The 25,098-nt window shown below is 67.3% G+C and carries 28 protein-coding genes; 19 read left to right on the forward strand and 9 right to left on the reverse strand.

All coding sequences use genetic code 11. The annotated features are described in order from the left end of the window. The first annotated feature begins 304 nt into the window (after positions 1 to 304). Positions 305 to 1,639 (forward strand): M10 family metallopeptidase C-terminal domain-containing protein, encoded by a 1,335-nt coding sequence (locus tag Q1A87_RS05260; RefSeq protein WP_299647785.1) that lies wholly within the window; start codon positions 305 to 307, stop codon positions 1,637 to 1,639. 84 nt (positions 1,640 to 1,723) lie between these two features. Next, on the forward strand, positions 1,724 to 3,523 hold the full coding sequence (gene lepA, locus Q1A87_RS05265; RefSeq protein ID WP_299647787.1) for a translation elongation factor 4: 1,800 nt from the start codon (positions 1,724 to 1,726) through the stop codon (positions 3,521 to 3,523). Positions 3,524 to 4,633: 1,110 nt separating this feature from the next. Here the strand turns inward: lepA and Q1A87_RS05270 are convergent. The 3 genes from Q1A87_RS05270 to Q1A87_RS05280 all read right to left on the reverse strand — a co-directional run bounded on the left by Q1A87_RS05270 (position 4,634) and on the right by Q1A87_RS05280 (position 5,526). Beyond that, the gene (locus Q1A87_RS05270) at positions 4,634 to 4,798 is read right to left on the reverse strand and encodes a hypothetical protein (RefSeq protein WP_299647789.1); all 165 of its coding nucleotides are present in this window, start codon (positions 4,796 to 4,798) and stop codon (positions 4,634 to 4,636) included. An 86-nt stretch (positions 4,799 to 4,884) separates the two neighbouring features. Further along, positions 4,885 to 5,244 (reverse strand): hypothetical protein, encoded by a 360-nt coding sequence (locus Q1A87_RS05275; RefSeq protein ID WP_299647791.1) that lies wholly within the window; start codon positions 5,242 to 5,244, stop codon positions 4,885 to 4,887. A gap of 150 nt (positions 5,245 to 5,394) precedes the next feature. Continuing rightward, positions 5,395 to 5,526: an entericidin A/B family lipoprotein gene (locus tag Q1A87_RS05280; RefSeq protein WP_299647793.1), complete on the reverse strand. Its 132-nt coding sequence runs from the start codon at positions 5,524 to 5,526 to the stop codon at positions 5,395 to 5,397. Between the two features lie 173 nt (positions 5,527 to 5,699). Between Q1A87_RS05280 and Q1A87_RS05285 the strand changes: the two genes are divergently transcribed. The 4 genes from Q1A87_RS05285 to Q1A87_RS05300 all read left to right on the forward strand — a co-directional run bounded on the left by Q1A87_RS05285 (position 5,700) and on the right by Q1A87_RS05300 (position 9,726). Beyond that, positions 5,700 to 6,188, forward strand: a complete 489-nt coding sequence (locus Q1A87_RS05285; RefSeq protein WP_299647795.1) for a pyridoxamine 5'-phosphate oxidase family protein — start codon at positions 5,700 to 5,702, stop codon at positions 6,186 to 6,188. A 69-nt stretch (positions 6,189 to 6,257) separates the two neighbouring features. After that, entirely contained in the window at positions 6,258 to 6,797 is a 540-nt protein-coding gene (locus Q1A87_RS05290) for a cytochrome b/b6 domain-containing protein (protein ID WP_299647797.1), read from the forward strand. Between the two features lie 68 nt (positions 6,798 to 6,865). Next, positions 6,866 to 8,884 (forward strand): M3 family metallopeptidase, encoded by a 2,019-nt coding sequence (locus tag Q1A87_RS05295; protein ID WP_299647799.1) that lies wholly within the window; start codon positions 6,866 to 6,868, stop codon positions 8,882 to 8,884. Next, positions 8,884 to 9,726, forward strand: a complete 843-nt coding sequence (locus Q1A87_RS05300) for an inositol monophosphatase family protein (RefSeq protein ID WP_299647801.1) — start codon at positions 8,884 to 8,886, stop codon at positions 9,724 to 9,726. The genes Q1A87_RS05295 and Q1A87_RS05300 overlap by 1 nt, the downstream gene beginning before the upstream one ends. Here the strand turns inward: Q1A87_RS05300 and Q1A87_RS05305 are convergent. Next, the gene (locus tag Q1A87_RS05305; RefSeq protein WP_299647803.1) at positions 9,723 to 10,217 is read right to left on the reverse strand and encodes an SH3 domain-containing protein; all 495 of its coding nucleotides are present in this window, start codon (positions 10,215 to 10,217) and stop codon (positions 9,723 to 9,725) included. The two genes, Q1A87_RS05300 and Q1A87_RS05305, sit on opposite strands and share 4 nt — an antisense overlap. 102 nt (positions 10,218 to 10,319) lie before the next feature. On the opposite strand from Q1A87_RS05305, the gene Q1A87_RS05310 reads away from it, so the two are divergent. Continuing rightward, positions 10,320 to 11,306 (forward strand): D-glycerate dehydrogenase, encoded by a 987-nt coding sequence (locus Q1A87_RS05310; protein ID WP_299647805.1) that lies wholly within the window; start codon positions 10,320 to 10,322, stop codon positions 11,304 to 11,306. A 100-nt stretch (positions 11,307 to 11,406) separates the two neighbouring features. On the opposite strand, the gene Q1A87_RS05315 is transcribed toward Q1A87_RS05310, so the two are convergent. Continuing rightward, positions 11,407 to 12,225 carry a sulfotransferase family protein gene (locus tag Q1A87_RS05315; RefSeq protein WP_299647807.1) on the reverse strand — a complete coding sequence of 273 codons (819 nt, stop codon included), beginning with the start codon at positions 12,223 to 12,225 and terminating at the stop codon, positions 11,407 to 11,409. Positions 12,226 to 12,344: 119 nt separating this feature from the next. Between Q1A87_RS05315 and Q1A87_RS05320 the strand changes: the two genes are divergently transcribed. From Q1A87_RS05320 to Q1A87_RS05370, 11 genes are all read left to right on the forward strand, one after another. After that, on the forward strand, positions 12,345 to 13,922 hold the full coding sequence (locus Q1A87_RS05320; RefSeq protein WP_299647809.1) for a DUF5928 domain-containing protein: 1,578 nt from the start codon (positions 12,345 to 12,347) through the stop codon (positions 13,920 to 13,922). A 12-nt stretch (positions 13,923 to 13,934) separates the two neighbouring features. Beyond that, positions 13,935 to 14,306, forward strand: coding sequence for an HIT domain-containing protein (locus tag Q1A87_RS05325; protein ID WP_299647811.1), 372 nt, complete (start codon positions 13,935 to 13,937; stop codon positions 14,304 to 14,306). A gap of 4 nt (positions 14,307 to 14,310) precedes the next feature. Further along, on the forward strand, positions 14,311 to 15,051 hold the full coding sequence (locus tag Q1A87_RS05330; protein WP_299647813.1) for a DUF3750 domain-containing protein: 741 nt from the start codon (positions 14,311 to 14,313) through the stop codon (positions 15,049 to 15,051). A 199-nt stretch (positions 15,052 to 15,250) separates the two neighbouring features. Then, positions 15,251 to 15,463 carry a DUF6732 family protein gene (locus Q1A87_RS05335; RefSeq protein ID WP_299647815.1) on the forward strand — a complete coding sequence of 71 codons (213 nt, stop codon included), beginning with the start codon at positions 15,251 to 15,253 and terminating at the stop codon, positions 15,461 to 15,463. Positions 15,464 to 15,477: 14 nt separating this feature from the next. After that, complete coding sequence (locus Q1A87_RS05340; protein ID WP_299648464.1) at positions 15,478 to 16,641, forward strand: sirohydrochlorin chelatase; 1,164 nt, start codon at positions 15,478 to 15,480, stop codon at positions 16,639 to 16,641. A gap of 28 nt (positions 16,642 to 16,669) precedes the next feature. Then, positions 16,670 to 17,299, forward strand: coding sequence for a precorrin-8X methylmutase (locus Q1A87_RS05345; protein ID WP_299647817.1), 630 nt, complete (start codon positions 16,670 to 16,672; stop codon positions 17,297 to 17,299). Continuing rightward, the gene (gene cbiE, locus Q1A87_RS05350) at positions 17,296 to 18,504 is read left to right on the forward strand and encodes a precorrin-6y C5,15-methyltransferase (decarboxylating) subunit CbiE (protein ID WP_299647819.1); all 1,209 of its coding nucleotides are present in this window, start codon (positions 17,296 to 17,298) and stop codon (positions 18,502 to 18,504) included. Before Q1A87_RS05345 ends, cbiE begins: the two co-directional genes overlap by 4 nt. Further along, positions 18,501 to 19,202, forward strand: coding sequence for a precorrin-2 C(20)-methyltransferase (gene cobI, locus Q1A87_RS05355; protein WP_299647821.1), 702 nt, complete (start codon positions 18,501 to 18,503; stop codon positions 19,200 to 19,202). Before cbiE ends, cobI begins: the two co-directional genes overlap by 4 nt. After that, positions 19,193 to 20,977 carry a precorrin-3B C(17)-methyltransferase gene (gene cobJ, locus Q1A87_RS05360; RefSeq protein ID WP_299647823.1) on the forward strand — a complete coding sequence of 595 codons (1,785 nt, stop codon included), beginning with the start codon at positions 19,193 to 19,195 and terminating at the stop codon, positions 20,975 to 20,977. The genes cobI and cobJ overlap by 10 nt, the downstream gene beginning before the upstream one ends. Beyond that, positions 20,974 to 21,741 carry a precorrin-4 C(11)-methyltransferase gene (cobM, locus tag Q1A87_RS05365; RefSeq protein ID WP_299647825.1) on the forward strand — a complete coding sequence of 256 codons (768 nt, stop codon included), beginning with the start codon at positions 20,974 to 20,976 and terminating at the stop codon, positions 21,739 to 21,741. Before cobJ ends, cobM begins: the two co-directional genes overlap by 4 nt. Before the next feature lie 131 nt (positions 21,742 to 21,872). Beyond that, positions 21,873 to 22,235 carry a hypothetical protein gene (locus Q1A87_RS05370; RefSeq protein ID WP_299647828.1) on the forward strand — a complete coding sequence of 121 codons (363 nt, stop codon included), beginning with the start codon at positions 21,873 to 21,875 and terminating at the stop codon, positions 22,233 to 22,235. On the opposite strand, the gene Q1A87_RS05375 is transcribed toward Q1A87_RS05370, so the two are convergent. Then, a complete protein-coding gene (locus Q1A87_RS05375; RefSeq protein ID WP_299647831.1) occupies positions 22,222 to 23,025 on the reverse strand; it encodes a M15 family metallopeptidase in 804 nt (267 codons plus the stop codon). The two genes, Q1A87_RS05370 and Q1A87_RS05375, sit on opposite strands and share 14 nt — an antisense overlap. Before the next feature lie 62 nt (positions 23,026 to 23,087). Between Q1A87_RS05375 and Q1A87_RS05380 the strand changes: the two genes are divergently transcribed. Then, on the forward strand, positions 23,088 to 23,942 hold the full coding sequence (locus tag Q1A87_RS05380) for a D-amino-acid transaminase (RefSeq protein ID WP_299647834.1): 855 nt from the start codon (positions 23,088 to 23,090) through the stop codon (positions 23,940 to 23,942). Here the strand turns inward: Q1A87_RS05380 and Q1A87_RS05385 are convergent. The 3 genes from Q1A87_RS05385 to Q1A87_RS05395 form a co-directional block, all read right to left on the reverse strand. After that, positions 23,939 to 24,211, reverse strand: coding sequence for a hypothetical protein (locus Q1A87_RS05385; RefSeq protein WP_299647838.1), 273 nt, complete (start codon positions 24,209 to 24,211; stop codon positions 23,939 to 23,941). The genes Q1A87_RS05380 and Q1A87_RS05385 overlap by 4 nt on opposite strands. Next, positions 24,208 to 24,534, reverse strand: coding sequence for a hypothetical protein (locus tag Q1A87_RS05390; protein WP_299647841.1), 327 nt, complete (start codon positions 24,532 to 24,534; stop codon positions 24,208 to 24,210). Before Q1A87_RS05390 ends, Q1A87_RS05385 begins: the two co-directional genes overlap by 4 nt. A gap of 74 nt (positions 24,535 to 24,608) precedes the next feature. Next, positions 24,609 to 24,923: a DUF1244 domain-containing protein gene (locus Q1A87_RS05395; protein ID WP_299648467.1), complete on the reverse strand. Its 315-nt coding sequence runs from the start codon at positions 24,921 to 24,923 to the stop codon at positions 24,609 to 24,611. Positions 24,924 to 25,098 lie beyond the last annotated feature (175 nt).

Below are 25,098 nucleotides of genomic sequence, written 5' to 3' on the forward strand. Positions count from 1 at the left end.
AAAGCGTCCCGCCCGTCGTTGGGGCGTCCCTCGTGGACGACCGGCTCACGCGGCCCGAGGGGCGGGGTTGGGGGGCATGTGGGACAGGGAGGGACTGGTGTCAAGCGCCGGGGGCGGGCTCGGGTTCGAAAGGAGGATTGCCGATCCGTATCTCCCTTCGCTGGTCGGGTTTTCTGCTAACCAAGTTGTTGAAAAGTTCTGGAACGAGTTTGACGAGCCTCTAGAAAGCTTCCGGCCGATCAGTTGACGGGAAGCATGCCGGACGGGTCGCGATCGAACTGAGGGACGAAAGGATCATCGGCGCATGGCTTACGGAACCATAGAGGACCTGGCCGACGAGCTGGTCTATGGCTATTGGCGGAGCACCTTCAGGCGCCCGGCCAGTTGGACCCTCGATGACGAACGTACTCTTGCGGTAAATCTTACCGGGCTGGATCGTGAAGCCAGTCTGCGGGCCAAATGGGCGCTCGACGTCTGGTCCCATTACATCGGAATCGACTTCGATCGAGTGCGCGCCGGCGGCGACATCCGGTTTGTCGAGGGCGAGGGCAGCGACGCCTATGCCCAGCGTCGGCAGGCGGGGGGCGAGCTCACCAAGGTGCGGATAACGATTGGCGAAGACCGGCTCGATGGCATGGCAAAGTTTGGCGATATAGGCTATATCACGATCCTCCACGAGTTGGGACATGCTCTGGGCCTCGGGCATCCAGGACACTACAACGGTGACGCCCGTTATTTCCGGGACGCGATCTATCGCAGCGACACCGTTTTGCGCTCAGCGATGTCCTACTTCGATGCCGACAAGGACAGATCTTATTCGGATCGTGACCTTCCACCTTGGCTTGATCCGGTCACGCCGATGGCCGCCGACATCCGGGCGATCGAGATGCTCTATGGGTCGCACGACGTCAATCGCGGCGCGACGATCTACAACGAGCACACCTTCGATACCGGAATTGGTGGGTCGAGGCTAAGGTTGTCGTCATCGGATTTGAGCCAGGCCAACCTGATCACCCTGAAGGACGACGGAGGGCACGACCTGCTCGAGATGACGGCGCTCTTCGGCCATCGGCCCGGCAAGCACGTGATCGACCTCACCCCCGGGGCCATCTCGACCGTCTCGAGCGCCGACGCCCCCGTCGTCTTCGCCATCTACGAGACGACGATCATCGAGGACGTGGAAGGGACACGGAACGCCGACAGGATCACCGGGAATGCGGTGGACAACAAGATCCGCGCAAGGAACGGGGAGGATGTGCTGCGCGGCGAAGGGGGAGACGATCACCTGCGTGGCGGCAAGGGTGCGGACCGTCTTGGCGGCGGCACTGGCAACGACATCCTGAACGGAGGGCCGGGCGACGAAGTGCTCTTCGGCGGTGCGGGCGACGACAAGCTTTGGGGCAGCAATGGCGAGGATACGTTCGTGTTCCGGTCCGCGCGAGGCGAGGACGTCGTCATGGACTTCCGCAATGACGTCGATACCCTGGACCTCAGTCGGATGGGGTACGAGAACCGGCGTGAGGTCCGGTCCCAGGCCGAGGAGGTGGAGAGGGGGCTGCGCCTCGGGTTCGAGGACGGGCACGGCATCACGCTCCGCGGCATGACCTGGGAGGATCTCAGGGACGACATCCTCATCTGAGCGGCGCGACGGATCGGGCGAGGGGCCTTCCGCCCTGCACCCGCGCGTTGTATCCCCGGCCAAACCCCAAGAAGGCCGCGCCCAATGACCGACCTCTCCCGCATCCGCAACTTCTCCATCGTCGCGCATATCGACCACGGCAAGTCGACCCTCGCCGACCGGCTGATCCAGGAGACGAACACGGTCGCCACGCGCGACATGAAGGAGCAGATCCTCGACGCGATGGATATCGAGCGGGAGCGGGGCATCACCATCAAGGCCAACACCGTCCGCATCGACTGGACGGCCGCCGATGGCCTTGAATACGTCCTCAACCTTATCGACACGCCGGGCCATGTGGACTTCGCCTACGAGGTCTCGCGCTCCATGCGTGCGGTGGAGGGTTCGCTCCTCGTGGTCGACTCGACGCAAGGGGTGGAGGCGCAGACGCTCGCCAACGTCTATCAGGCCATCGACGCCGACCACGAGATCGTGCCGGTCCTCAACAAGATCGACCTGCCCGCCTCCGAACCCGAGCGGGTGCGCGAGCAGATCGAGGACGTGATCGGCATTGACGCCTCCGATGCGCTCCTCGTCTCCGCCAAGACGGGGCAGGGCATCACCGCCACATTGCAGGCAATCGTCGATCGCCTGCCCGCCCCGAAGGGGGATGCGAACGCGCCGCTGAAGGCGATGCTCGTGGACAGCTGGTACGACGCCTATCTCGGCGTGATCGTCCTCGTCCGCATCATCGACGGCAAGCTCCGCAAGGGCGACCGGGTGAAGTTCATGGCCAACGGCACCACCCATCATGTCGACCGGATCGGCGTGTTCCGTCCGCCCATGACCGAGATCGACGTGCTGGGGCCGGGGGAGATCGGGTTCCTCACCGCCTCCATCAAGCAGGTCCGCGACACCCGCGTGGGCGACACGATCACCCACGACAAGAACGGCGCGACGACCGCGCTGCCGGGCTTCAAGCCGTCCGTCCCGGTCGTGTTCTGCGGCCTGTTCCCGGTGGATGCCGCCGAGTTCGAGGACCTGCGCGACGCCATCGAGAAGCTCTCGCTCAACGACGCCAGCTTCTCGTCCGAGGTGGAGACGTCGGCGGCGCTCGGCTTCGGGTTCCGTTGCGGCTTCCTCGGGCTGCTACATCTCGAGGTGATCCGGGACCGGCTGGAGCGCGAGTACGACATCGACCTCATCACCACCGCGCCCTCGGTCGTCTACCGCATCCATATGCGCGACGGCGAGGTGACGGAGCTGCACAACCCCGCCGACATGCCCGACCTCACGCTGGTCGACCATATCGAGGAACCGCGGATCAAGGCGACGATCCTCGTGCCCGACGACTACCTGGGCGACGTGCTGAAGCTCTGCCAGGACCGGCGGGGCATCCAGCTCGACCTGACCTATGCCGGGCCCCGGGCGATGGTGGTCTACGACCTGCCGCTCAACGAGGTGGTGTTCGACTTCTACGACCGGCTGAAATCGGTGACCAAGGGCTATGCCAGCTTCGACTACCAGATGATCGGCTACCGGGAGGACGCGCTGGTCAAGATGTCGATCCTCGTCAACGAGGAGCCGGTGGACGCGCTGTCGACCATGGTCCACCGCGACCGGGCCGAGGCGCGGGGCCGGGCGATGGTCGAGAAGCTGAAGGAGCTCATTCCCCGCCACATGTTCAAGATCCCGATCCAGGCGGCCATCGGCGGCCGCGTCGTGGCCCGCGAGACGCTCTCGGCCATGCGCAAGGATGTGACGGCGAAGTGCTACGGGGGGGACGCGACGCGGAAGAAGAAGCTGCTTGAGAAGCAGAAGGCGGGCAAGAAGAAGATGCGCCAGTTCGGGAAGGTGGAGATCCCACAGAGCGCGTTCATTTCGGCGTTGAAGATGGATGGGTGATTTGGAGGTCTTTCAAACATCTTTCCCGCGTAACTGCTCCTTATCTGCTTTGGCTGAATTCTCCATCAGCTTGAATAAGCTTCCTAAAGCACAGAAAATCAGAATCCATACCGGCTCGGAAAGATTTCTTTCTCCATCTGCTATGATATTCCTATCTAAGACGTGCCGGGCGCGATCACGAAAGCACAATGATGAAAGGATTACGTACACGGGCCTAAGCAACCATAGATATGCAAATAATCTTGGGTTTTCTGAAGCTCTACGTATTAGTGGAACGCCGTATCCGCAAGGAGCATTTGGGGGAGAGAGCTACATTCCTATAAGTGTTATGAGTCGACGTGTTTTAGAAGACCGAGCTCGCGAATCGGCGTTTGAAATGGGTGACGCAATCCAGGAAAGATGTGACGAAATAGCTTAAATTGTTTCGCAGCGAGAATCGGGTAGGTTACAGGCAACACTTGCGAGATCTTTTAGAGAAATATTCCGAAATGTCTTTGAGCATGGTGAAACTGATGTTGCTGTATTTTGTGCGCAGTATTGGAAAAGTCGTGACACTGTTGAAATCTGCATTGCAGACAGTGGAATCGGTGTGCGCAAATCCCTTGCGTATAGTAAGTATACTAATCCCACCTCCGATCGAGAAGCTGTGTATTACTCGCTAATGCCTGCAGTATCGTCAAAAGCTTGGCGTCATAAAAAGAAGAAATCCCATCAGAAATCCGAATGGGATAACTCCGGGCATGGTCTTTTTTTTTCGCTCATCAACTATTTGGAAAAATCGGTCACTTTTATATCGCCTCAGGAGAGTCTTCAATCCTCATAAGCCTGCGGCAAACGAGAGATATTAAGTATAATATCAATGGAACCTTAGTATCTATGTCATTGAAACTAGATGATGAGGAACAGATAAAGACAGTTCTAAATAGTATTCGAGATTTATCAGCACACGTCAAAGAAAGAATTGGTGTTAGAAGTGCAAGTTTCGCGAGCGTTGAGGCATTCTTGCAAACTGGCAAAATTCGTTAGACAAACCTTTTAAATCTCTCAGGTAAAATCATCAACTAATAAGGGTTGTCTCGCGCTCAGCACTTTGAACCAACCATAGAGTTGTCAGTCGCGCTTCGCGCGACCGGGCTTCGCCCACGGCATCCACATCTGCATCCAGGCTTCCGTCCACGCCCTCATCATCGTGGTCCGCTGACGGCTCATCTCGGCCATCATCTGGCCGCGGGCGGGCGCGGCGGCCTTGTTGGCGGCGGATAGCCAAGCACTCATCCAAGGGTTCTTCAAGGGTTCGACCTTTCCGATGATGTCGGGACGGCCCGCGTCGGGCCGTCTTCCTCGACGTAGGGGAACCTGTCTCAGGCCCGCACGGTTCCGCGAGGGGCCAGCGCATAGACCGCGACCGCCGCGATGGCATAGACCCCGTTGACCAGCAGCACGAAGCTCCACGGCGCCCCGGCCCCCCAGATCAGTTTGGCCGAGAGCGAGGCGAGCGCGTTCAGCACGACGAACCCGGCGATCCAGGCCGTCGCTCCAGACAGCCGCGCGAAGATCGGGATCAGCGCCATCGCGAACAGGATCGAGAAGAATTCCCGCCCCGGGCTGAGGATCAGCGGCAGAAGCGGCGCTCCGGCCAGCGCGGTGATCGCGATGGAATTGGCGATGCAGCCGACGACCCCACCGATGGCGGCGATGACGGCGTTGCGGGCGGTGAACATGGTGGCGCTCCTGTGGGTCCGCGTTCACCCTGTCGGAGGATGCCACGAAAGGCGAGGGCGCATGGCGCGAACGACAACGCGCCTCCGGCCGGTCGGCGGAGGCGCGTTCGGGTCCATACGGACGATCCGGTGCCGGATGGCGCCCGGCGATCAGTTCATCGCGTCTTCGGCGGTGTTCTCGATCGCCCGGCCACCGGCCTGCACGTCCTGACCGAAGCCCTGCGTTGTCTCGCAGGCAGCGAGCGTGGTGACGAGGGCGGCGAGGATCAGAAACGGTTTCATGATGGTGGTTCCCTTCGAGCGTGGTTGCAGACGGTGATCGAACGCGCAGCCGGCCATCGCGTTCCGCTGCGTCCATTTGACGCTCGCCCGCTTGCCTACCATGCCGCCGTCCCGGCGCACGGAACCCCGCCCCCGGCGCGGCGTTCCCCCGGCAAGCAATTCAGGAGTTTCCCATGTCCACCCCCGAAGAGATCGAGACGAAGTTCTGGAAGGCGCTGCGCTCCGACATGACGGTGTTCATCGGCTGCGAGGGCGCGCTGCCGCGCCCGATGGTGGCCATCCCCGACGGTGACGCAGATCACGGGCCGCTTTGGTTCTTCACCTCGCACGAATCCGATCTGGGCAAGGTCGTCGGCACCATGCCCCAACCCGCGACCATGACCTTCGTCGACAAGGGCCACGACATCTGGGCTTCCGCCAGCGGCACGTTGACGATGGACAACGACCGCGCCGTGATCGACCGGCTCTGGAACCCGCATGTCGCCGCCTGGTACGAAGAGGGCAAGGACGACCCGAAGCTGCGGCTCATCCGCTACGACGTGACCGATGCCGAGCTTTGGGAGGACGGGTCCAGTGTCGTGGCCGGGATCAAGGCGCTGATGGGCTCCGATCCGAAGAAGGATTTTCAGGACAAGACCGCCCACGTCCGTCTGGACGATTGATCGCAGCCCCGGGGGCGGAACTGCCGTCCCCGGGGGACGTTTGGCCCCCACAATCAGGAGGCCGCCGCCATGTCCGACACCGCCCGCCCTGCCGTATATTCCTCGACACAGATGTTCGCGCACTGGCTGATCGCGTTCCTGATCCTGTTCCAGTTCGCCAGCGGAGGTGGGATGGAGCAGGCCTTCGATGCCGCCATGGAGGGGGTCGCGCCGATGCTTTCGGGCGCCGTCTTCGTGCATGCCTTCTTCGGCCTGACGATCTTCGTCCTGATGCTCTGGCGTCTCGGCATGCGTCTCAGTCACGGCACTCCGCCGCCGCCGGAGACCGAGCCCGAAAAGCTGCAATATCTCAGCCGCGGCACCCATTACGCCTTCTACGCCGTCCTGATCGGAATGCCGCTGGCGGGACTCGGCGCGGTTCTGCTGCGGAGCGGCCTGCTTGCGACGGCACATGCCTGGACGTCTAAGCTGCTGATCCTGCTCGCGGCCATGCACATCGCCGGCGCTCTCTGGCACCTGACCAAGCGGGACGGGGTCGTCCACCGGATGATCCGCCGCGACCCGGCAACCAACGACACGGTCGACGAGGTCGTCCCGGACCGCACCTGACGCCGGCCCCGGGCGGGGCTGGCAAAGCGGTTGCGCCCGGCATAGCGTCCGCGGCCAAAGGAGAGACCATGAACAACCCGCTTCTGCAGCCTTGGGCGGGCGACTTCGCCCTGCCGCCTTTCGAACTGATCCGCGACGAGCATTTCGGTCCCGCGCTCGAGGAAGGGATGTCGGAAGGTCGGCGCAACGTCGCCGCCATTGCCGCCAGCGAGGCCACACCGACCTTCGAGAACACCATTGCCGCGCTGGAGCGCGCCGATGCGACGCTCGATCGCGTGGCCGGCGTGTTCTTCAACCTTGCCGGCGCGGACAGCACTCCCGCGCGGCAGGCGCTCCAGCGGGAGATGGCCTCGAAGCTGTCGGCCTATTCTTCCGAGATCACCAACAACGCGGCCCTGTTCCATCGTATCGACGACTTGTGGGCGCGTCGCGACGACCTCGACCTGACCGAGGAGCAGGCCCGCGTGCTTATGCTCACCCGCCGCCACTTCGTTCGCGCCGGTGCTGCCCTGAAAGGCGCCGAGGCCGAGCGGTTGACGGAGATCAAGTCGCGGCTCGCCACGCTTGGCACTGAGTTCGCGCAGAACCTGCTGGCCGACGAACGGAACTGGTATATGGCCCTGACCGAGGCCGATCTCGAAGGCCTGCCCACCTTCGTGAAGGATGCCGCGCGCGCAGCGGGGCGCGAGCGGGACCGGGACGGGCCGGTGATCACGCTGAACCGGTCGCTCATCGTGCCGTTCCTGCAATTCTCCCCGCGCCGGGACCTCCGCCAGAAGGCCTACGAGGCTTGGACCGCGCGCGGCGCAAACGGCGGCGAAACCGACAACCGCGCCATCGCCGCCGAAATCCTCAAGCTCCGGGAGGAACGGGCGCATCTGCTGGGCTACGACAACTTCGCGGGATACAAGCTCGAGACCGAGATGGCGGGCACGCCTGACGCCGTGCGCGACCTGCTGATGCAGGTCTGGCACCCGGCCCGGACGGCCGCACTCGCCGATGCCGAGCATCTCGCGCGCATGGCCCATTCCGACGGAATTACCGGTCCGCTCGAGCCTTGGGACTGGCGCTACTACGCGGAGAATCGGCGCGCGGAGTTGCACGACCTCGACGAGGCCGAACTGAAGCCCTTCTTCCAGCTCAACCGGATGATCGAGGCCGCGTTCGCCGTGGCGCACCGTCTGTTCGATCTCGACTTCGCGCCGATGGAGGTCGAGGCCTACCATCCCGACGTTCGCACCTGGGAGGTGACGCGCGGGGGCGAGCATGTCGCGATCTTCATGGGCGACTACTTCGCCCGGCCCTCGAAGCGTTCCGGCGCGTGGTGCAGCGCGATGCGGTCGCAGTCCCGGCTCGACGGAAACGTGCGGCCGATCGTCGTCAACGTCTGCAACTTCGCCCAAGCCGATCCCGCGCTTCTGAGCTACGACGACGCCCGCACGCTGTTCCACGAATTCGGTCACGCGCTGCACCAGATGCTCTCCGACGTGACCTACGAAACGGTGAGCGGGACCAGCGTCGCCCGCGACTTCGTGGAGTTGCCGAGTCAGCTCTACGAACACTGGCTGGAACTGCCGGAAGTCCTGTCGGAATTCGCGATCCACGCCGAGACCGGGGAGCCGATCCCCGATGCGCTGCGCGACCGGCTGCTCCGCGCGGCGACATACGACATGGGGTTCCAGACGGTGGAGTACATTGCCTCCGCCCTCGTCGATCTCGCCTTCCACGACGGTCCGGCCCCGGCCGATCCCATGCAGAAGCAGGCCGAGGTGCTGGAGACGATCGGGATGCCCCGCGCGATCCGCATGCGCCACGCTACGCCGCATTTCGCGCATGTCTTCTCGGGCGACGGCTATTCGGCCGGCTATTACAGCTACATGTGGTCGGAGGTGATGGACGCCGACGCCTTCGCCGCCTTCGAGGAAGCGGGCGATCCGTTCGACCCGGATCTCGCGCAGAAGCTCGAGGACGACATCCTGTCCCGCGGCGGTTCGGTCGACGCGGCGGAACTCTACACACGATTCCGCGGACGCCTGCCCGGCGTTGACGCGCTCTTGAAAGGCCGCGGGCTCGAGGACGCGGCCTGATGCCGCTTTCCGAGGCGCAATCCGACGCCATCGTCGAGGCCGTGCGCGAGGTCGCCGCGGCCGAGATCCTGCCGCGCTTCCGCAACCTGTCGGGCGAGGACGTCGACGCCAAGGGGGCCTTCGACGACCTCGTGACGGTCGCCGATACGGCCGCCGAGACGGCGCTCACCGCGCGCATCCATGAGATCCTGCCCGGCGATTCCGTCGTCGGCGAGGAGGCCGTGGCCGAGGATCGCGGCATCCTCGACCGCGTCGGACAGGGACGCGTCACCATCATCGATCCGATCGACGGCACCTGGAACTTCGCGCACGGGATCGCGAATTACGGCGTCATCGTCGCGGTGATCGAGGACGGCGAGATCGTCTGGGGCCTGCTCTACGACCCGAGCTTCGATGACTGGATCGCGGCGCACAAGGGTCAGGGGGCATGGTTCCACCGCCAGGGCCGCGCCCGCCGGCTCGAGACCGACCCGGGCGACGCGCCCTTCGACCGCCTGCGCGGCAATCTCGGCGCCTATCTCTACCCGCAGCCACTGCAGCCCGCCCTCGCCGCGACCGCACCGCTCTTCCGCCGGGCGAGTTCGCTCGGTGCGAGCCTGCACGAATATCGCCAGATCGCCCTCGGCGGGTCCGATTTTTGCCTGAACGGAATGCTGAACGTCTGGGACCACGCGGCGGGCGTGCTGATCCTTCAGGAAGCGGGCGGGGTATCGCGCCTCCTCGACGGTCGCGCATACGATCCGACCATGCGGGAAGGACGGCTCCTCAACGCCCGCTCCGAGCCGCTCTGGGAACGACTGGCGGACACGTTCAACGCCGCGCTTGCCGAGGCCCGGGCCTAGTCCGGCATCCCGTTCGGCGCGACGCCCCAGAGCGCGGCTGTCTGGGCCCAGCCCTCCGCCCCGTCGACCTCGACTTCGCACCAGCTGCCACTGCACTCGCCCAGCCAGGCGACGACGCCGCCCATCAGCTTTGCGGAAACCGGCGCATCGTCGTCCGGCCGGCGATGCAGGTCGACCTCCTCGGCCTCCACGATCACCGTCCGGTTGCCCGAGAGGAGCGAATAATGCATCCAGCCGCCCGCGCCTTCCCGGTCCTGCACGCGACGCCAATGCCCGTATTCGCCGGTCACCAGAAGCGGCATGTGCCGGCGCTTGAAGACCCAGTCGATCCGATGCGTCGAGGAGGGACCGCGCCGCGCGAAGCCCTCGGGCGCCTTCATCGAGACGAAGCGCGGCATCGGCAGCCCCGTCACCGGTCCCACCGCCTCCGCCATCGCCGGCGAAAGCCAGAGGCAGACGGCGAGAGCCGCCGCGACCATCCGTGTCATCATCCACATATCCTGCCCATGCGGTAAACGGGGTCTGCCGCCCCTTGCACGCGTGCCGCACGATGCCATCATGCCGGTAGCCGATAGAAGGGGTGCGGGCGGCGTATGAGCAGAGAACGGCTGAGTGTTGTCGTGACGCGACGTCTGCCCGAGATCGTCGAATCCAGGATGTCGGAGCTTTTCGACGCGCGCTTCGGCGGTGCAGACGGCCCGCTCGACCGGGAGGGCCTCGCCCATGCCATGCAGGCGGCCGACATCCTCGTGCCCACGCTGACCGACCGGATCGACGCGGCGCTGCTGGCCGGCAGCGGCGCGCGGCTCAAGCTCATCGCCAATTACGGCGCGGGCGTAGATCATATCGACGTCGGTGCGGCGCGGGCGCGGGGGATTCTCGTCTCCAACACGCCGGGCGTCCTGACCGACGATACCGCGGACATGGGCATCGCGCTGATGCTGGCCGTGCTGCGCCGCATGACGGAAGGCATGGCCAAGATGCAGGCCGGCGAGTGGGCGGGCTGGGCCCCGGACGCGCTGCTCGGCACGCGCCTGCGCGGCAAGACGCTCGGCATCCTCGGCATGGGCCGCATCGGTCAGGCCATGGCCCGCCGCGCCCGCGCCTTCGGGATGGAGATCCACTACCACAACCGCCGGCGCCTCCATCCCGGTCTGGAGCATCCGCTCGAATCGACCTTCCACGAGCGGCTCGACGCGATGGTCCAAGTCGCCGACGTGATCTCCGTCAACTGCCCGCACACGCCCTCGACCTTCCACCTGCTGAACGCGCGCCGACTGAAGCTGATGAAACCGACGGCGATCGTCGTGAACACCTCCCGGGGCGAGGTGATCGACGAGAACGCGCTGACCCGGATGCTGCGGACAGGCGAGCTCGCCGGCGCCGGTCTCGACGTCTACGAGCGCGGGCAGGGGGTGAACCCGCGACTTCGCGAACTGCCGAACGTCGTGCTGTTGCCGCATATGGGCTCCGCCACCCACGAGGCGCGGATCGAGATGGGCGAGAAGGTCATCCTGAACATGCAGACTTTCGCCGACGGCCACCGCCCGCCGGATCTGGTTCTGCCGCACATGCTCTGAAGGATGGCCGACGAGGCTCACCGGCCTCTCGATCCCGCGACGAGAACGCGTGCGTTCATCGTCGCCGCAGGTCCGAGGTACGGACCGTTGCTCCCGAACCTCAATCCGCAAGCCGGGCGTGCAGCTCGTCCATGTCCACCTCGCCCTTCGGCATACGGTTCGACGGGTCGTCGATGTCGTAGCCGAACAGCCGGAAATCCCGGTGATACATCTCGCGGACGAGATGCATCGAAAGGTCGTCGAAATAGGCCTCGACCGGATGCGCTCGTTTCGGTCCGTGCCCCTCGGACTCGTTGAAGCGCGGCACGTCGGCCAGGTCGACCCTCACCGGCGTCTCGACCGCCTCGAGCACCCGCCGCATCCCGTCCTCGAACCGTTCGGTAAAGACCACCGCGTCGTAGCGTCCGCCATTGGCGACGAAGGTTCCGACATGGCCCGCGATGGCCGACCAGTGGATGTCGGGGTCCATCGGCCGGCGGAACCGGATCGTGTCCCGGGCGAAAAGAAGGAACCGCCGGAAGCTCGCGATCTGGTCGAAGTCGAAACCGTTGTCCGGGCTCCCCACGTCGACCCCGTATTTCTGCATCAGCATCGGCACCAGCTTGCCACGATACCGCTTTCCATTGCGCTGAATGCCCGCGATCTTGTCGAAGAAGGACGACAGGATGCGCTGATAGGGGTTGCGCACGCAGGTGAAGGCATAGGCCCGGTGTGCCTTCACGCTGGCGGTGATCACCGGCTGACTTTCCTCCTGCGCCCATTTGTGCAGGCCCGACGAGCTGTCGTGGATGTCGCCCTCGTAGAACCGCCCGTGATCCGAATAGTAGAGGATCTGCCCGATCGTCGAGCAGGCGCATTTCGGCACGACGCGGTACACGACGCTCTCGCTCTCGGTCATCCAGGTTCCGGGAAATCCCATCCGCGCGTGCCCCGCTCGTCGTGCCCGTCCGCATCAAACCCGCATCGCACGGTTTCTTCAACGTGTCGGGTCCGCTATTCGGGTCCGAAGCGACGGAAACCGGGGTGTCGGCGACGGACATGGCGAAGATCGCGTTCATCCTCCTCTGCCACCGCGACCCGGAGGCCATCATCCGCCAGGCGGAGGGGCTGACCGCGGCGGGCGATTGCGTCGCGATCCATTTCGACGCCCGTGCCCCGTCGGCGGACTACGCGACGATCGAGGCGGGCTTGCGCGGCAATCCGCACGTGACCTTCGCGCGCCGACGGGTGCGTTGCGGCTGGGGCGAGTGGTCATTGGTCCGCGCGACGCTGAACGCGATCGACGCGGCGCTCGCGGCCTTCCCGGACGCCACGCATCTCTACATGGTGTCCGGCGATTGCCGGCCGATCAAGTCCGCAGCTCATGCGCACGCGTTCCTGGACGCGCGCGACATGGACCATATCGAGAGCTTCGACTTCTTCGCCTCGGACTGGATCAAGACCGGGATGAAGGAGGACCGGCTCCTCTACCGGCATTTCGTGAACGAGCGTCGCCACCCCCGGCTGTTCTACGGCCTGCTTGAGGCGCAGCGGAAGTTCGGGCTCGAGCGGCGCATTCCGTCCGACATCGACGTGATGATCGGCTCGCAATGGTGGTGCCTGCGGCGCCGGACGGTCGAGCGGATTCTGGACTTCCTCCGCGAGCGCAGTGACGTGATGCGCTTCTTCGCGACGACGTGGATCCCCGACGAGACGTTCTTCCAGACCCTCGTGCGGCACCTCGTCCCGCGGATGGAGATCGACGGGCGGACGCTGACTTTCCTGATGTTCACCGATTACGGGATGCCCGCGACGTTCTACGACGACCATTACGACCTGCTGGTCAGCCAGGACTTCCTCTTCGCCCGCAAGATCTCGTCCGAGGCGACGGAGCTGAAGGACAGGCTCGCCGCGCTGTGGGCTTCCGACCGCAAGGAGTTCCCCGTCGCCGGGGACGGACGTCGGCTCTTCGCCTTCCTGACCGCGCGGGGCCGGGAGGGGCGCCGCTTCGCCCCGCGCTTCTGGGAACAATCGGCCTCGCTCGGGCGGGACCGCCGGATCGTCGTGCTGGTCTGCAAGAAGTACCATGTCGCCAAGCGGCTGGCGCAGGCCCTGCGCGACCACGACGTGATGCCGGCGCTGGACTACATCTTCGACGAGGCGGACGCGCCGATCCCCGATCTCGGCGGCATTGGCTCCACCATCGAGAAGCGTCACCGTCACCGCCGCGCCTTTCTGGGACAGCTTCTACGCGCGACCGCATCCGACCGGCTGGCCTTCTGCCTCGACCCCGCACGCTTCGACCTGATCGAGGATCTGCACCGCGACCGGGCGACGATCCGCACCATCCTCATCGACTGCGACTATGACGCGGCCTATCTCGAGGGCCATGCCGGGCGGATCGGTCTGATCGGGGGCGGGACGCCCCGTTCCACCGTCGAACGGCTGATGCCCGCGCTCGCGCAGGACGTCGCGTCCGAGACGACCCGCATCCGCGAGGCGGACCTGCCCGGCATCCACCGCATCTCTCAGAGCGCCGCGCCCGCGGCCAACGCGCACGCTCTGGCGCAGGCGCTCGACATCGACGCGGAGACGGCGCAAGCCCTCGCGCAAACGCCCTACCTGTTCGACGATTGAAGGACCCGGAGAATGGCCGATTACGACGAGAGCAACATCTTCGCCCGTATCCTGCGCGGCGAGATCCCGAACGACACCGTGGCCGAGACGGAGCACACGCTCGCCTTCCGCGACATCACCCCGCAGGCGCCGGTCCATATCCTCGTCATCCCGAAGGGGGCCTACACGACCTACGACGATTTCCACGCGAACGCCTCGGACGCGGAGATCGTGGACTTCCACCGCACTTGCGCGAAGATCTGCTTCGACACCGGCATCGCGGAGACGGGGTTCCGCGCGATCTCCAACGCCCGCCTCCATGGCGTACAGGAAGTGCCGCATTACCATCAGCACCTGATCGGCGGGCGGCCCCTCGGCCGGATGCTGGCGGCCCCCGAAGACTGACCCTTTGTTCCGACGTGGCCTCGTGATCCTGCTGGCGACCTTCGCGCTGTGCTTCCTGTTGCCGCTGGCGCTCGCCGGCGCGTGGTGGGCGGTGCAGGACCGGCCCGGCTCCTGGCGTGACGCGGACTGGTCGGCGTCCGGCCTGCTGCCCGACGCGGCGGACGTGCCGGGGGCGGCGATCCACATCCTCGCGGCGCGGACCGGCGGGGCGAAGGGCGCGGCCTCGGTCCATTCCTGGCTCGTCTGGAAGCCCGTGGGTGCCCGATCCTGGTCACGTGCCGATGTCGTGGGCTGGGGCCTGCCCGTCCGGATCGACGCCTACGCGCCGGACGCGCGGTGGTATTCCAACGAGCCCTATTACGTGGGCTCCGTCACCGGGTTGGAGGCGGCGGCGTTGGTCCCGAAGGTGCAGGAAGCGATCCGGGACTATCCGTGGAACGCGCGCGGCGCCTACCGGATCTGGCCCGGGCCGAACTCCAACAGCTTCGTCGCCCATATCCTGCGCGAGGTGCCGGAGATCGGCGTGACCCTGCCGCCGCATGCGGTCGGCAAGGACTGGATGGGCGATGGCCTGCGCGTGATCCGGGATGCCGGCGGCGACGTCCACCTCTCCGCTTGGGGCTATGCCGGGCTCTCCGTGGGACCGCGCACGGGGATCGAGATCAACCTGCTCGGGCAGGCCTTCGGGCTCGACATCCTGCGACCCGCCGTAAAGCTGCCCGGCATCGGCCGTGTCGGCGTCTGACGCCTCTGCCCGGACATGCGTCGGAAATCGCGTTGCGCCCGGCCGGCCCGGTCGGTAGCCGTGGTTTCGACGACGCCCCCGGCCGGGGGCCGGACAGGTGGTCGCGATCCCCGCCGACCCAGATCGGGGGCGGGAGGGCGGCATCGTCACCGAACCGGCATCGACCGGGGCGTTTCACCAGACGTGAAAGGCCCGACCCATGCGCTTCCTCCCGTTCTTCCTTCTCGCCACGCCCGCCTCGGCCCATGTCGGCCATATCGGGGACATGGCCGGGCATGACCATTGGGTGCTCGGCGCCGGGCTCGGCGCGATCGCGGGGGCGGCGGTACTGGGCTGGCTGAAGGGCGGCCGCGACGGCAAGAAGGAAGCCGAGGCGGAGACGGACGGCCAGGCCGAGGATCAACCGGCGTGAGCCGCACGGGCGTCATGATCTGCGGCCACGGCTCGCGCTCGCAATCGGCGGTCGACGAGTTCGCCGTGCTCGCGCGGAAGCTGCCCGCGCATCTGCCGCCCGATTGGAAGGTCGATTACGGCTATCTCGAATTCGCCAACCCGGTGATCCGCGACGGGCTCGACCGCCTGCGCGACGCCGGCTGCGACCGTATTCTCGCCGTACCCGGCATGCTCTTCGCGGCGATGCACGCGAAGAACGACATCCCGACCGTGCTCAACACCTACGCCGCGAAGCACGGCGTCGACGTGCGCTACGGGCGGGAGCTGGGCGTCGACCCGAAGATGATCGCCGCCGCCGGCGACCGCATCGCGACCGCGCTCGCGGAGGCCGATGCCGCCCACGGCCCGGTCGCGCGCCACGACACCTGCCTCGTCGTGATCGGCCGCGGTGCGTCCGACCCGGACGCCAACGGCAACGTCGCCAAGGTCGCGCGGATGCTGCATGAGGGCCTCGGCACCGGATGGCTCGAGATCGGCTATTCCGGCGTGACCTTCCCGCTGGTCGAACCCTGCCTCGAACACGCGGCGAAGCTCGGCTACGCGCGCATCGTCGTGTTCCCCTACTTCCTCTTCTCCGGCATCCTCATCGACCGCATCTACGGCTTCACCGACGTCGTGGCGGCGTCCCATCCCGGCACGCAGTTCGTCAAGGCGGGCTATCTCGGCGACCATCCGAAGGTGCTCGAGACCTTCGCGGAGCGCGCGATGGAACAGGTGGGCGAGGTGCCGCCGCCGAACTGCGCCATGTGCAAGTACCGCACGCAGGTGCTGGGCTTCGAGGCCGAGGTCGGCGCGGTGCAGGAGAGCCATCACCACCATGTCGAGGGGCAGGGCGCGAGCGCGCCGGGCTCCAACGTGGCCGACTGCACGCTCTGCGGCGATTTCTGCACCGGGCTCTGCCGGCTGGAGGGCGAACCGGCGCATCATCACGACCACCACGGGGACCATCACCACCACCACGACCACGGGCATTCCCACAGCCACAGCGAGAGCCATGCCCATTCGCACGGTGAGAGCCATGCGCACGCGCACAGCCATGCCAAGTCCCATTCCCATTCGCACGATCACCACCACGCCCCCTATCCCCATGCCGACCATCCGCACGGGCCGGAATCGGCGCGGAAGACGAAGGCGTGACGGCCACTCAGCCTGCCGGCGCGCGCTGATGCGTCCCTACGAGCGCGATCCCGCGGCGATCTATGCCGCGTCCTTTGCGACCGTCCGGCGCGAGGCATCGCTCGACCGCTTTCCGCACGACATGGCCGAGCTCGTCGTCCGCGTCATCCATGCCTGCGGCATGGTCGAGGTTGCGGACCGCGTCGCCTTCTCCCCCGACCTCACCGCCTCCGCCATTGCCGCGTTGAAGCGGGGTGCGCCGGTCTATGCCGATTGCGAGATGGTCGCGTCGGGCATCACGCGCCGCCTGCTGCCGGGAACCGAGATCCGTTGCACGTTGAACGATGCCCGCACGCCGGACCTCGCCGCCGAACTGAACACGACCCGCTCCGCCGCCGCCGTGGAACTTTGGGAGACGGACGGCGCCGTCGTCGCCATCGGCAACGCGCCGACCGCGCTGTTCCGCTTGCTCGAACGGCTCGACGTGGGTGCGCCGCGACCGGCGGCGATCCTCGCCTTTCCGGTGGGCTTCGTCGGGGCCGCCGAGTCGAAGGCGGAGCTCGCCGGCCACCCGCGCGACACGCCCTTCGTCACCCTGCGGGGCCGCAGGGGCGGCAGTGCGATGGCCTCGGCTGCGGTCAACGCGCTGGGCCTTCTCGCGTCGGGCGGCCTGCAATGAGCGCCGCGCCGGCCTGGCTCCATATCGTCGGGATCGGAGAGGACGGCCTCGCGGGCCTCACCCCCGCGGCCCGTGCCGTGGTCGAGGCGGCCGAGATCATCGTCGGCGGCGACCGTCACCACACGCTCTCGGATGCGGTCACCGCCGAGCGCATCGCCTGGCCGAGCCCGTTCGACGCGTTGATCGACCGCCTGCGCGCCTATCGCGGCCGCCGCGTCGTCGTGCTCGCCACCGGCGATCCGCTCTGGTTCAGCGTCGGCGCCCGGATCGGTCGCGCCATCCCCCCTGCCGAGATCGCCTACCACCCCCAACTGTCCGCCTTCCAGCTCGCCGCCGCGCGCATGGGCTGGTCGATGGCCGATCTCGAGACGCTGACGGTGCACGGCCGACCGGTTCATCAGATGATCGCCTTCATCCAGCCGGATGCGCGCCTGCTGATCCTGACGACCGGCGCGGAGACGCCGGCGCAGATCGCCCGGTTCCTTTCGGAACGCGGCTTCGGTCAGTCGCGGATGACGGTGCTGGCGAACATGGGCGGACCGGACGAGGCGCGGTTCGACGGCACCGCGCGTGACTGGGACCACGACGTGCCGGCCTTCAATACACTCGCCGTCGATTGCGTGGCCGCGCCCGACGCCGCGCTGCTGCCACGAGTGCCGGGTCTCGCCGATGACCTGTTCGTCAGCGACGGCACGATGACCAAGCGCGAGGTGCGGACCGCGACGCTGGCCAAGCTCATGCCGATGCGCGGCGCGCTTCTGTGGGACATCGGCACCGGCTCCGGCTCGGTCGCCATCGAATGGATGCGTGCCGCCCGCTCCGCCCGCGCCATCGGGATCGAGTCGCGTGCCGATCGCCGGGCGATGGCGGCCGAGAACGCGCTGGCGCTCGGGGCGCCCCGGCTCGACCTGCGCGAGGGTGAGGTGCCCGAGGCGCTCGAGGGCCTGCCGGCGCCGGACGCGGTGTTCATTGGCGGCGGTCTGTCGGAGGCGGTGTTCGACGCCGCCCGGGCCGCGCTGCGCCCGCTCGGCCGGCTTGTGGCGAACGCGGTGACCCTCGAAAGCGAGGCGCTGCTCATCGACCTGCATGCCCGCCACGGTGGTGATCTGGTCAAGCTCTCGGTCGCACGGGCGGAGCCCGTCGGTCCCTATCGCGGGTGGCGCCCGTCGATGCCGGTCACGCAATACGCGCTGGTGAAGCGATGAGCGCGACGCTTTATGGCGTCGGTCTCGGACCCGGCGACCCGGACCTCATCACGCGACGCGCCGCCCGGCTGATCGAGAACGCCACCGTGATCGCCTGGCCGAGCCTCGCCGGCGGCGACAGCCTCGCCCGCGCCATCGCCGCCGAGCTGATCCCCGCGGGCGCGCGCGAGATCCGCATGGACGTGCCGATGACGACCGACCGCGCCCCGGCCCAAGCCGCCTACGACGCGGGCGCGGCGGAGATCGCGACGGCGCTGGCAGGGGGGGACGACGTGGTCTGTCTCTGCGAGGGCGACCCGTTCTTCTACGGCAGCTTCATGTATCTTCACGCCCGGCTGCGGGACCGGTTCCGGGTCGAGATCGTGCCCGGCGTCACCTCGCTCACCGCCTGCGCCGCGCGCGTGCCGATGCCACTCGCCGCGCGCAACGAGGTGCTGACGATCCTGCCAGGGCCGCTTCCCGACTCCGCGCTCCGGGGGCATCTCCGGGCAGCCGACACGCTGGCGCTGATGAAGGTCGGGCGCCATCTACCGCGGCTGCGCGCGCTCGTGGTGGAGGAAGGGCTGCTCGATCGCGCGCACTACGTGGAGCGTGCGACGCTCGGGGCAGAGCGGATCCTGCCGCTGGCCGGGGCCCCCGACGTCGCGCCCTACTTCTCGATGATCCTGATCGCGAAAGGGGCCGATCCATGGCTCTGACCCCCATCGTCGTTGCTCTCAACGCCGCCGGTGAGCCGGTCGCCCGCCGGATTGCGGACGCGCTCGATTGCCCTCTCCACGGTCGGGCGGGACGGACGAAGGCGGAGGTCACGTTTCCCGACGCGCTGGTGCATGTGCGCGACCTCTTCGCCGCCGGGCATCCCGTGATCGGCGTCTGCGCCGCCGGCATCCTGATCCGGGCCGTGGCGCCGATGCTGGCCGACAAGCGGGCGGAGCCACCGGTCCTGTCGGTCTCCGACGACGGGCGCGTGGTCGTGCCGCTCCTCGGTGGCCATCGCGGGGCCAACCGTCTGGCGCGGCGCGTGGCGGAGGTTCTGGGCGGAACGGCAGCGGTGACGACGGCGGGGGACGTGGCCCTCGGCGTGGCGCTGGACGAGCCGCCGCAGGGCTACGCGCTCGCGAACCCGGATGACGCGAAGCCGGTCATGGCGGCGCTGCTTTCGGGTGGCGGTGCGCGGATCACGGGGGAGGCGCTCTTCGACCTGCCTCTGGGCGATGCGGTCGAGATCGCCGTGACCGAGACGCCGGAGACGGGCGGGCCGGAACGGCTGGTCTATCATCCGATGCGGCATGTCCTCGGCGTCGGCTGCGCGCGTGATGCGTCACCGGAAGAGCTTTGGGAGAACGCGCGCGCCGTGCTCGATGCAGCCGGGATCGCGCCCGGAGCCGTCGCCGCGATCGCCACGCTCGACCTGAAGCTCGACGAGCCGGCCATGAACGCGCTGGCCCGTCGGCTCGACCGGCCGCTGCGCGCCTTCAAGGCGGAAGAGCTTGCGGGGATTGCGGTGCCGAATCCGTCGGACGTCGTGTGCGCCGAGGTCGGCACGCCCTCTGTGGCCGAGGCGGCGGCGCTGGCCATGACCGACGGCGATCTCGTCGTGTCGAAGCGCAAGACCGCCAACACGACCGCCGCACTGGCCCGCGCGGCCGACCCGATCGTCGCGCTGAAGGGCCGCGCGCGCGGACGGGTGAGCGTCGTCGGCATCGGACCGGGCCAGTCCGGCTGGCGCACGCCCGAGGCGAGCCGCCTGATCGCGGAGGCCGAGGAACTTGTGGGCTACGGGCTCTATATCGACCTGCTCGGGCCGCTCGCCGCAGGCAAGCCGCGCGCCGACTTCCCGCTGGGCGGCGAGGAGGCGCGTTGCCGCTACGCGCTGGAGCGGGCGGCGGAAGGGCGCAACGTCGCGCTGGTCTGTTCGGGCGACGCCGGGATCTACGCGATGGGCGCGCTGGTCTTCGAGGTGATGGAGCGCGGCGACCTGCCCGATGCCGCGCGCCGAGTGGAGATCGTCTGCACCCCCGGCGTGAGCGCTCTGCAGGCCGCCGCGGCCCGCGCCGGCGCGCCGCTCGGCCACGATTTCTGCGCAATCTCGCTGTCGGACCTGCTCACCCCGCGCGACGACATCCTGAGACGGCTGAGGTCGGCGGCGGAGGGGGATTTCGTGATCGCCTTCTACAACCCGGTCTCGAAGCGCCGTCGCACGCTCCTGGCCGAGGCGCGCGACATCCTGCTGCGGCACCGTCCCGCAGATACGCCGGTCCTGCTCGCCGCCTCGCTCGGGCGGCCGGAGGAGACGATCCGCTACCGCAGGCTCGACGAACTCGACGTGGACGAGGTCGACATGCTGACTGTCGTGCTCGTGGGCTCCAGCCAGACGCGCCTGATGCGGACGGGGGACGGGCCGCGCATGTACACGCCGCGCGGCTATGCCCGGAAGATGGCAGGCGGCGATCTGGCGGGGGCGGCGGAATGATTGTCCACTTCATCGGCGCCGGGCCCGGCGACCCGGAACTCCTGACGCTGAAGGCGCAGCGCCTGATCCGTGCCTGTCCGGTCTGCCTCTATGCCGGCTCGCTCGTGCCGGAAGCGGTGGTGGCGGAGGCGCCCCCGGGCGCGCGGGTGCTGGACACCGCGCCGATGACGCTGGAGGAGACGCATGCGGAGATCGTCGCGGCGCACGATCGGGGCGAGGACGTGGCGCGCGTCCATTCCGGCGATCCCTCCCTCTACGGTGCCATCGCAGAGCAGATCCGGCTCCTGCGCCGGGGCGGCATCCCCTATGACATCGTGCCCGGCGTGCCGGCCTATGCCGCTGCCGCCGCGGCGCTGGGCCGGGAACTGACCGTGCCGGAGGTCGCGCAGTCGATCGTGCTGACGCGCATGTCGATGAAGTCGACCTCCATGCCCGCGGGCGAGACGCTGGAGAACTTCGCGCGCACGGGCGCAACGCTCGCCATCCATCTGGGCGTGCGGGCGCTACGCGAGATCGAGCGGGTGCTGACCCCGCATTACGGTGCCGATTGCCCGGTCGTGGTGGCCTACCGGGTCGGCTGGCCGGACGAGATGCTCTTGCGCGGGACGCTCGCCGATATCCATGCGAAGGTCCGGACCGAGAAGATCACGCGCACCGCGCTCGTCCTCGTCGGACCGGCTCTGGGGGATGTCGTCGGGTTCCGGGACTCCGCGCTCTACGATGCGGCGATGCCGCACGTATTGCGGCCCCGTGCGAAACGATGATGCGAGCGTAGCGACCGACGTCACGAAAGCTTCGGCAAGGCGTCATTGACTCTTCATGCAGGTCGTTCAGTCTCCTTCCCATGCCGGCGGTCGAATGTCCCGCCTCCGGCCTCGCGACATGGGAGGATGCCGTGAACGAGAGCGAACCCTATCTGCCGCAGGAGGTCCGCGACGGACTGGCCCGCGCCCGAGACCGAGACAGGCGCCGCAGCGGTGGCCGCCTCCGGGTCCAGGTCGGGGACACCTGGTACCCGATCCTGCGCTACGACGAGACGGGGTTCGAAGTCGCCTTGCAGACCGCCCCGAAGCTGCGCGGGCTGGTGGAGATCCACGAAGGGCCGCGGTTTCTGAGGTCCGTCCTGATCGTGGCGACGGAGCCCGTTGGCGACGCGATGCGCTACGTGTTCAAGCGGGCCACGGCGGCACGCACGTCGCCGCCGCTGGACTATGAACGGCCGTCGGACGAGCCCCTGGGATACCTCACGTCGCGCTAGGCGCGTCCGCGGGCACCGAGTAATAGGCCGCCGGCCTGCCGGTCAGCCGCGCCCACATCTGGTCACCCAGCGAGAAATGCCACCACTCGGTCGGGTTGTTCGCGAACCCGGCCTCCGCCATCAGCCAGTAGAGCAGTCGGCGATTCGCCCGCGCCTCGTGATGCGAGAAGGCGAGGCCCTCGGGTTCGCCCTCGAAATGCGCGGTGTTGGCGGCGGCGGAAAGGTCGTCGAAGATCGTCCCCATGAAGAGCTCGGCGCCGTGCCGGTGCCGGATCGTCAGGTCCACCGCCGCACCCGTCGCGTGCGGCGGCGGCGAGAGCGGGTCGATCGCGCCATCGGCGCCGCGGGCGAAGTAGCGCTCCGTCTCGGCCATGATTTGCACGGTGTCCCACTCGGGATGCAGTCCGCGCAGGCGGTCGGGCATCCAGTGGTCGTGGAAGTGGTTCTGCACGGCGAGCGGCCGCCACGCGTCGAACACCCAGAGTTCCAGACCGTAAGGCACGAGACGTTCGTTGACCCCGTTGAGCCGATCGATCAGCGGCCGGCGCAGCAGCAGGTCCGCGACCGCGTGAGGGATGCGTGCGTGATAGGGCGGCACGCCCGTGTGATAGGCGTTCGCCCCGGCGAGGTCGTGGTCGCGGATCTCCGCCATCGGATCCGCTCCACGGGGATCGGTGAGATCGACGGGATGGTCGCGGTAGCCGGACCGCAGGGTCGCGGCCCGGGCCACCCTGTCGGCGATGGGTCGGCCGCGCAGCGGCGCGAGGGGGCCTTCGGTCAGGTGCAGCATGGCGCGAGGCTTGACCCCGCCGCACCCGCTCCGCAAGAGAGCACCGGAGCGATCGGAGGCCCATGATGCGGATTGTCTACGTGAACGGCGACTACGTCCCCGAGGACGAGGCCAAGGTCTCGGTCTTCGATCGCGGCTTCCTCTTTGCCGACGGCGTCTACGAAGTGACGAGCGTGCTTGGCGGCAAGCTCATCGACTTTCCCGGCCACGCCGCGCGCCTGCGCCGGTCGCTGGGCGAGCTCGAGATGGAGAGCCCCGTGACCGAGGAGGCGCTTCTGGCCATCCACCGCGAACTCGTGTCGCGCAACGGGATCGAGGACGGTCTCGTCTACCTCCAGGTGACGCGCGGTGCGGCGGACCGGGACTTCGCCTATCCGGCCGAGCCCAAGCCAACCCTCGTTCTCTTCACCCAGTCGAAGCCCGGGATGGCCGACGCGCCGATGGCCCGGGCGGGCCTGTCGGTCATCTCCATCCCCGACCGCCGCTGGGGCCGGCGGGACATCAAGACGGTGCAGCTTCTCTATCCGAGCATGGGCAAGATGATGGCCAAGGCCGAGGGCGCCGACGACGCCTGGATGGTCGAGGACGGCGCGGTGACGGAAGGCACGTCGAACAACGCCTACATCGTCAGGGACGGCGTCATCGTCACCCGTCAGCTAGGGGAGGAGATCCTGCACGGGATCACGCGGAAGGCCGTGCTGGCGCTCGCACGAGAGGCGCAGATGAAGGTGGAGGAACGCCCCTTCACGATCGAGGAAGCGCAGGCCGCGGACGAAGCCTTCGTCACCTCCGCCTCGACCTTCGTGATGCCCGTGGTGCGGATCGACGGCGCGACGGTCGGGACGGGCGAACCCGGCCCCGTGGCGGCACGCCTGCGGGAGATCTACCTCGAGGAGAGCCGCAAGGCCGCGATCTAGTCGTGCAGTTCGTATCCGTCCCAGCCGAGGATGATCTCGACGCGGGACCGGTCGTTCATCCTGTTGAACCCGCCGATGTTCAAGGCCCGGCCCTGAAGTTGCAGATGCAGGGCGGAAAGCTGACGATTCGTCAGGCTCGTGACGTCGACGCGTTCGAAGCCGAGGAGGTCGAGCCGTCGCTCTACCAGGGCCTCGAGCTGCGAACGCTGCTCGGCCGCGGCGGGCGTCGCGATCGCGAGCATTGTACCCAGAAGAAGCACACGGATCACCGGTCCTGCCCGAGAACGCGGTCGACCCCTCGCTGCAACGGGCCGGGCCGGATGATGGAACTGATGCGCCCCCGGATGTCCCCGGGGGACCGCTTGGAATAGAGTGTACGGTAGATCGCCATGACCTGCCCATTGGACAGCTGGCTCACATCCACATCGTCGTAGCCGTAGAGAGGCAGTTCATTCTCGATGTTTGACCGGGGCCCGGTGAGCGGCGCCTGTCCGATCGTCGTGATGCCGGGTCCGGTGAGTGCGCCCCGCGAGCAGGCCGACGTCGCAAGCGCCACGATCAGGATCGTTGCGGGTAAGGTGAAGCATCGCATCGTTGGAACCCTCCTTCTTCGGAGGGATCTGGGCAGCGAATGCGCAAGGTCAAATACAAAGCCGCGTGACCGGTTCAGCCTTCCGCCCCGACGTTTTTCGCGAAGCTCGTCTGGAACGCGTCCCGTTGCTGGGGCGAGGCCTCCTGCTGATGGCGTGCTTTCCATTCGTCGAAGGGCATGCCGTAGAACGCCTCGCGCGCCTCCTCCTTCGTCATCGGGACGCCGCGCGCCTCCGCGGCCTCCCCGTACCATCGGGACAGGCAGTTCCGGCAGAACCCGGCAAGGTTCATCAGGTCGATATTCTGCGCGTCGGGCCGGTCATCGAGCAGATGCTGCCGCAGGCGACGGAACGCGGCGGCCTCGACCTCGGTGCGGGTAGCATCGTCCATTTCGGGCATCGGAGCCTCCTCGGTGGCATGATTGCTTCCGATGCGAGATGCGCGTGCCACAAGGCCGGGTCAAGTCGGACGGCGGCCCGATCACGCCTTGCAGACCATTCGTACCGGACTAGGGTGCAGCCGAACCCCGTTGCACCCGACCGCCGTCGAAGGCAGAGGTGCGAGC

This window comes from uncultured Jannaschia sp. (genome assembly GCF_947494055.1).
Lineage (GTDB): Bacteria > Pseudomonadota > Alphaproteobacteria > Rhodobacterales > Rhodobacteraceae > Jannaschia.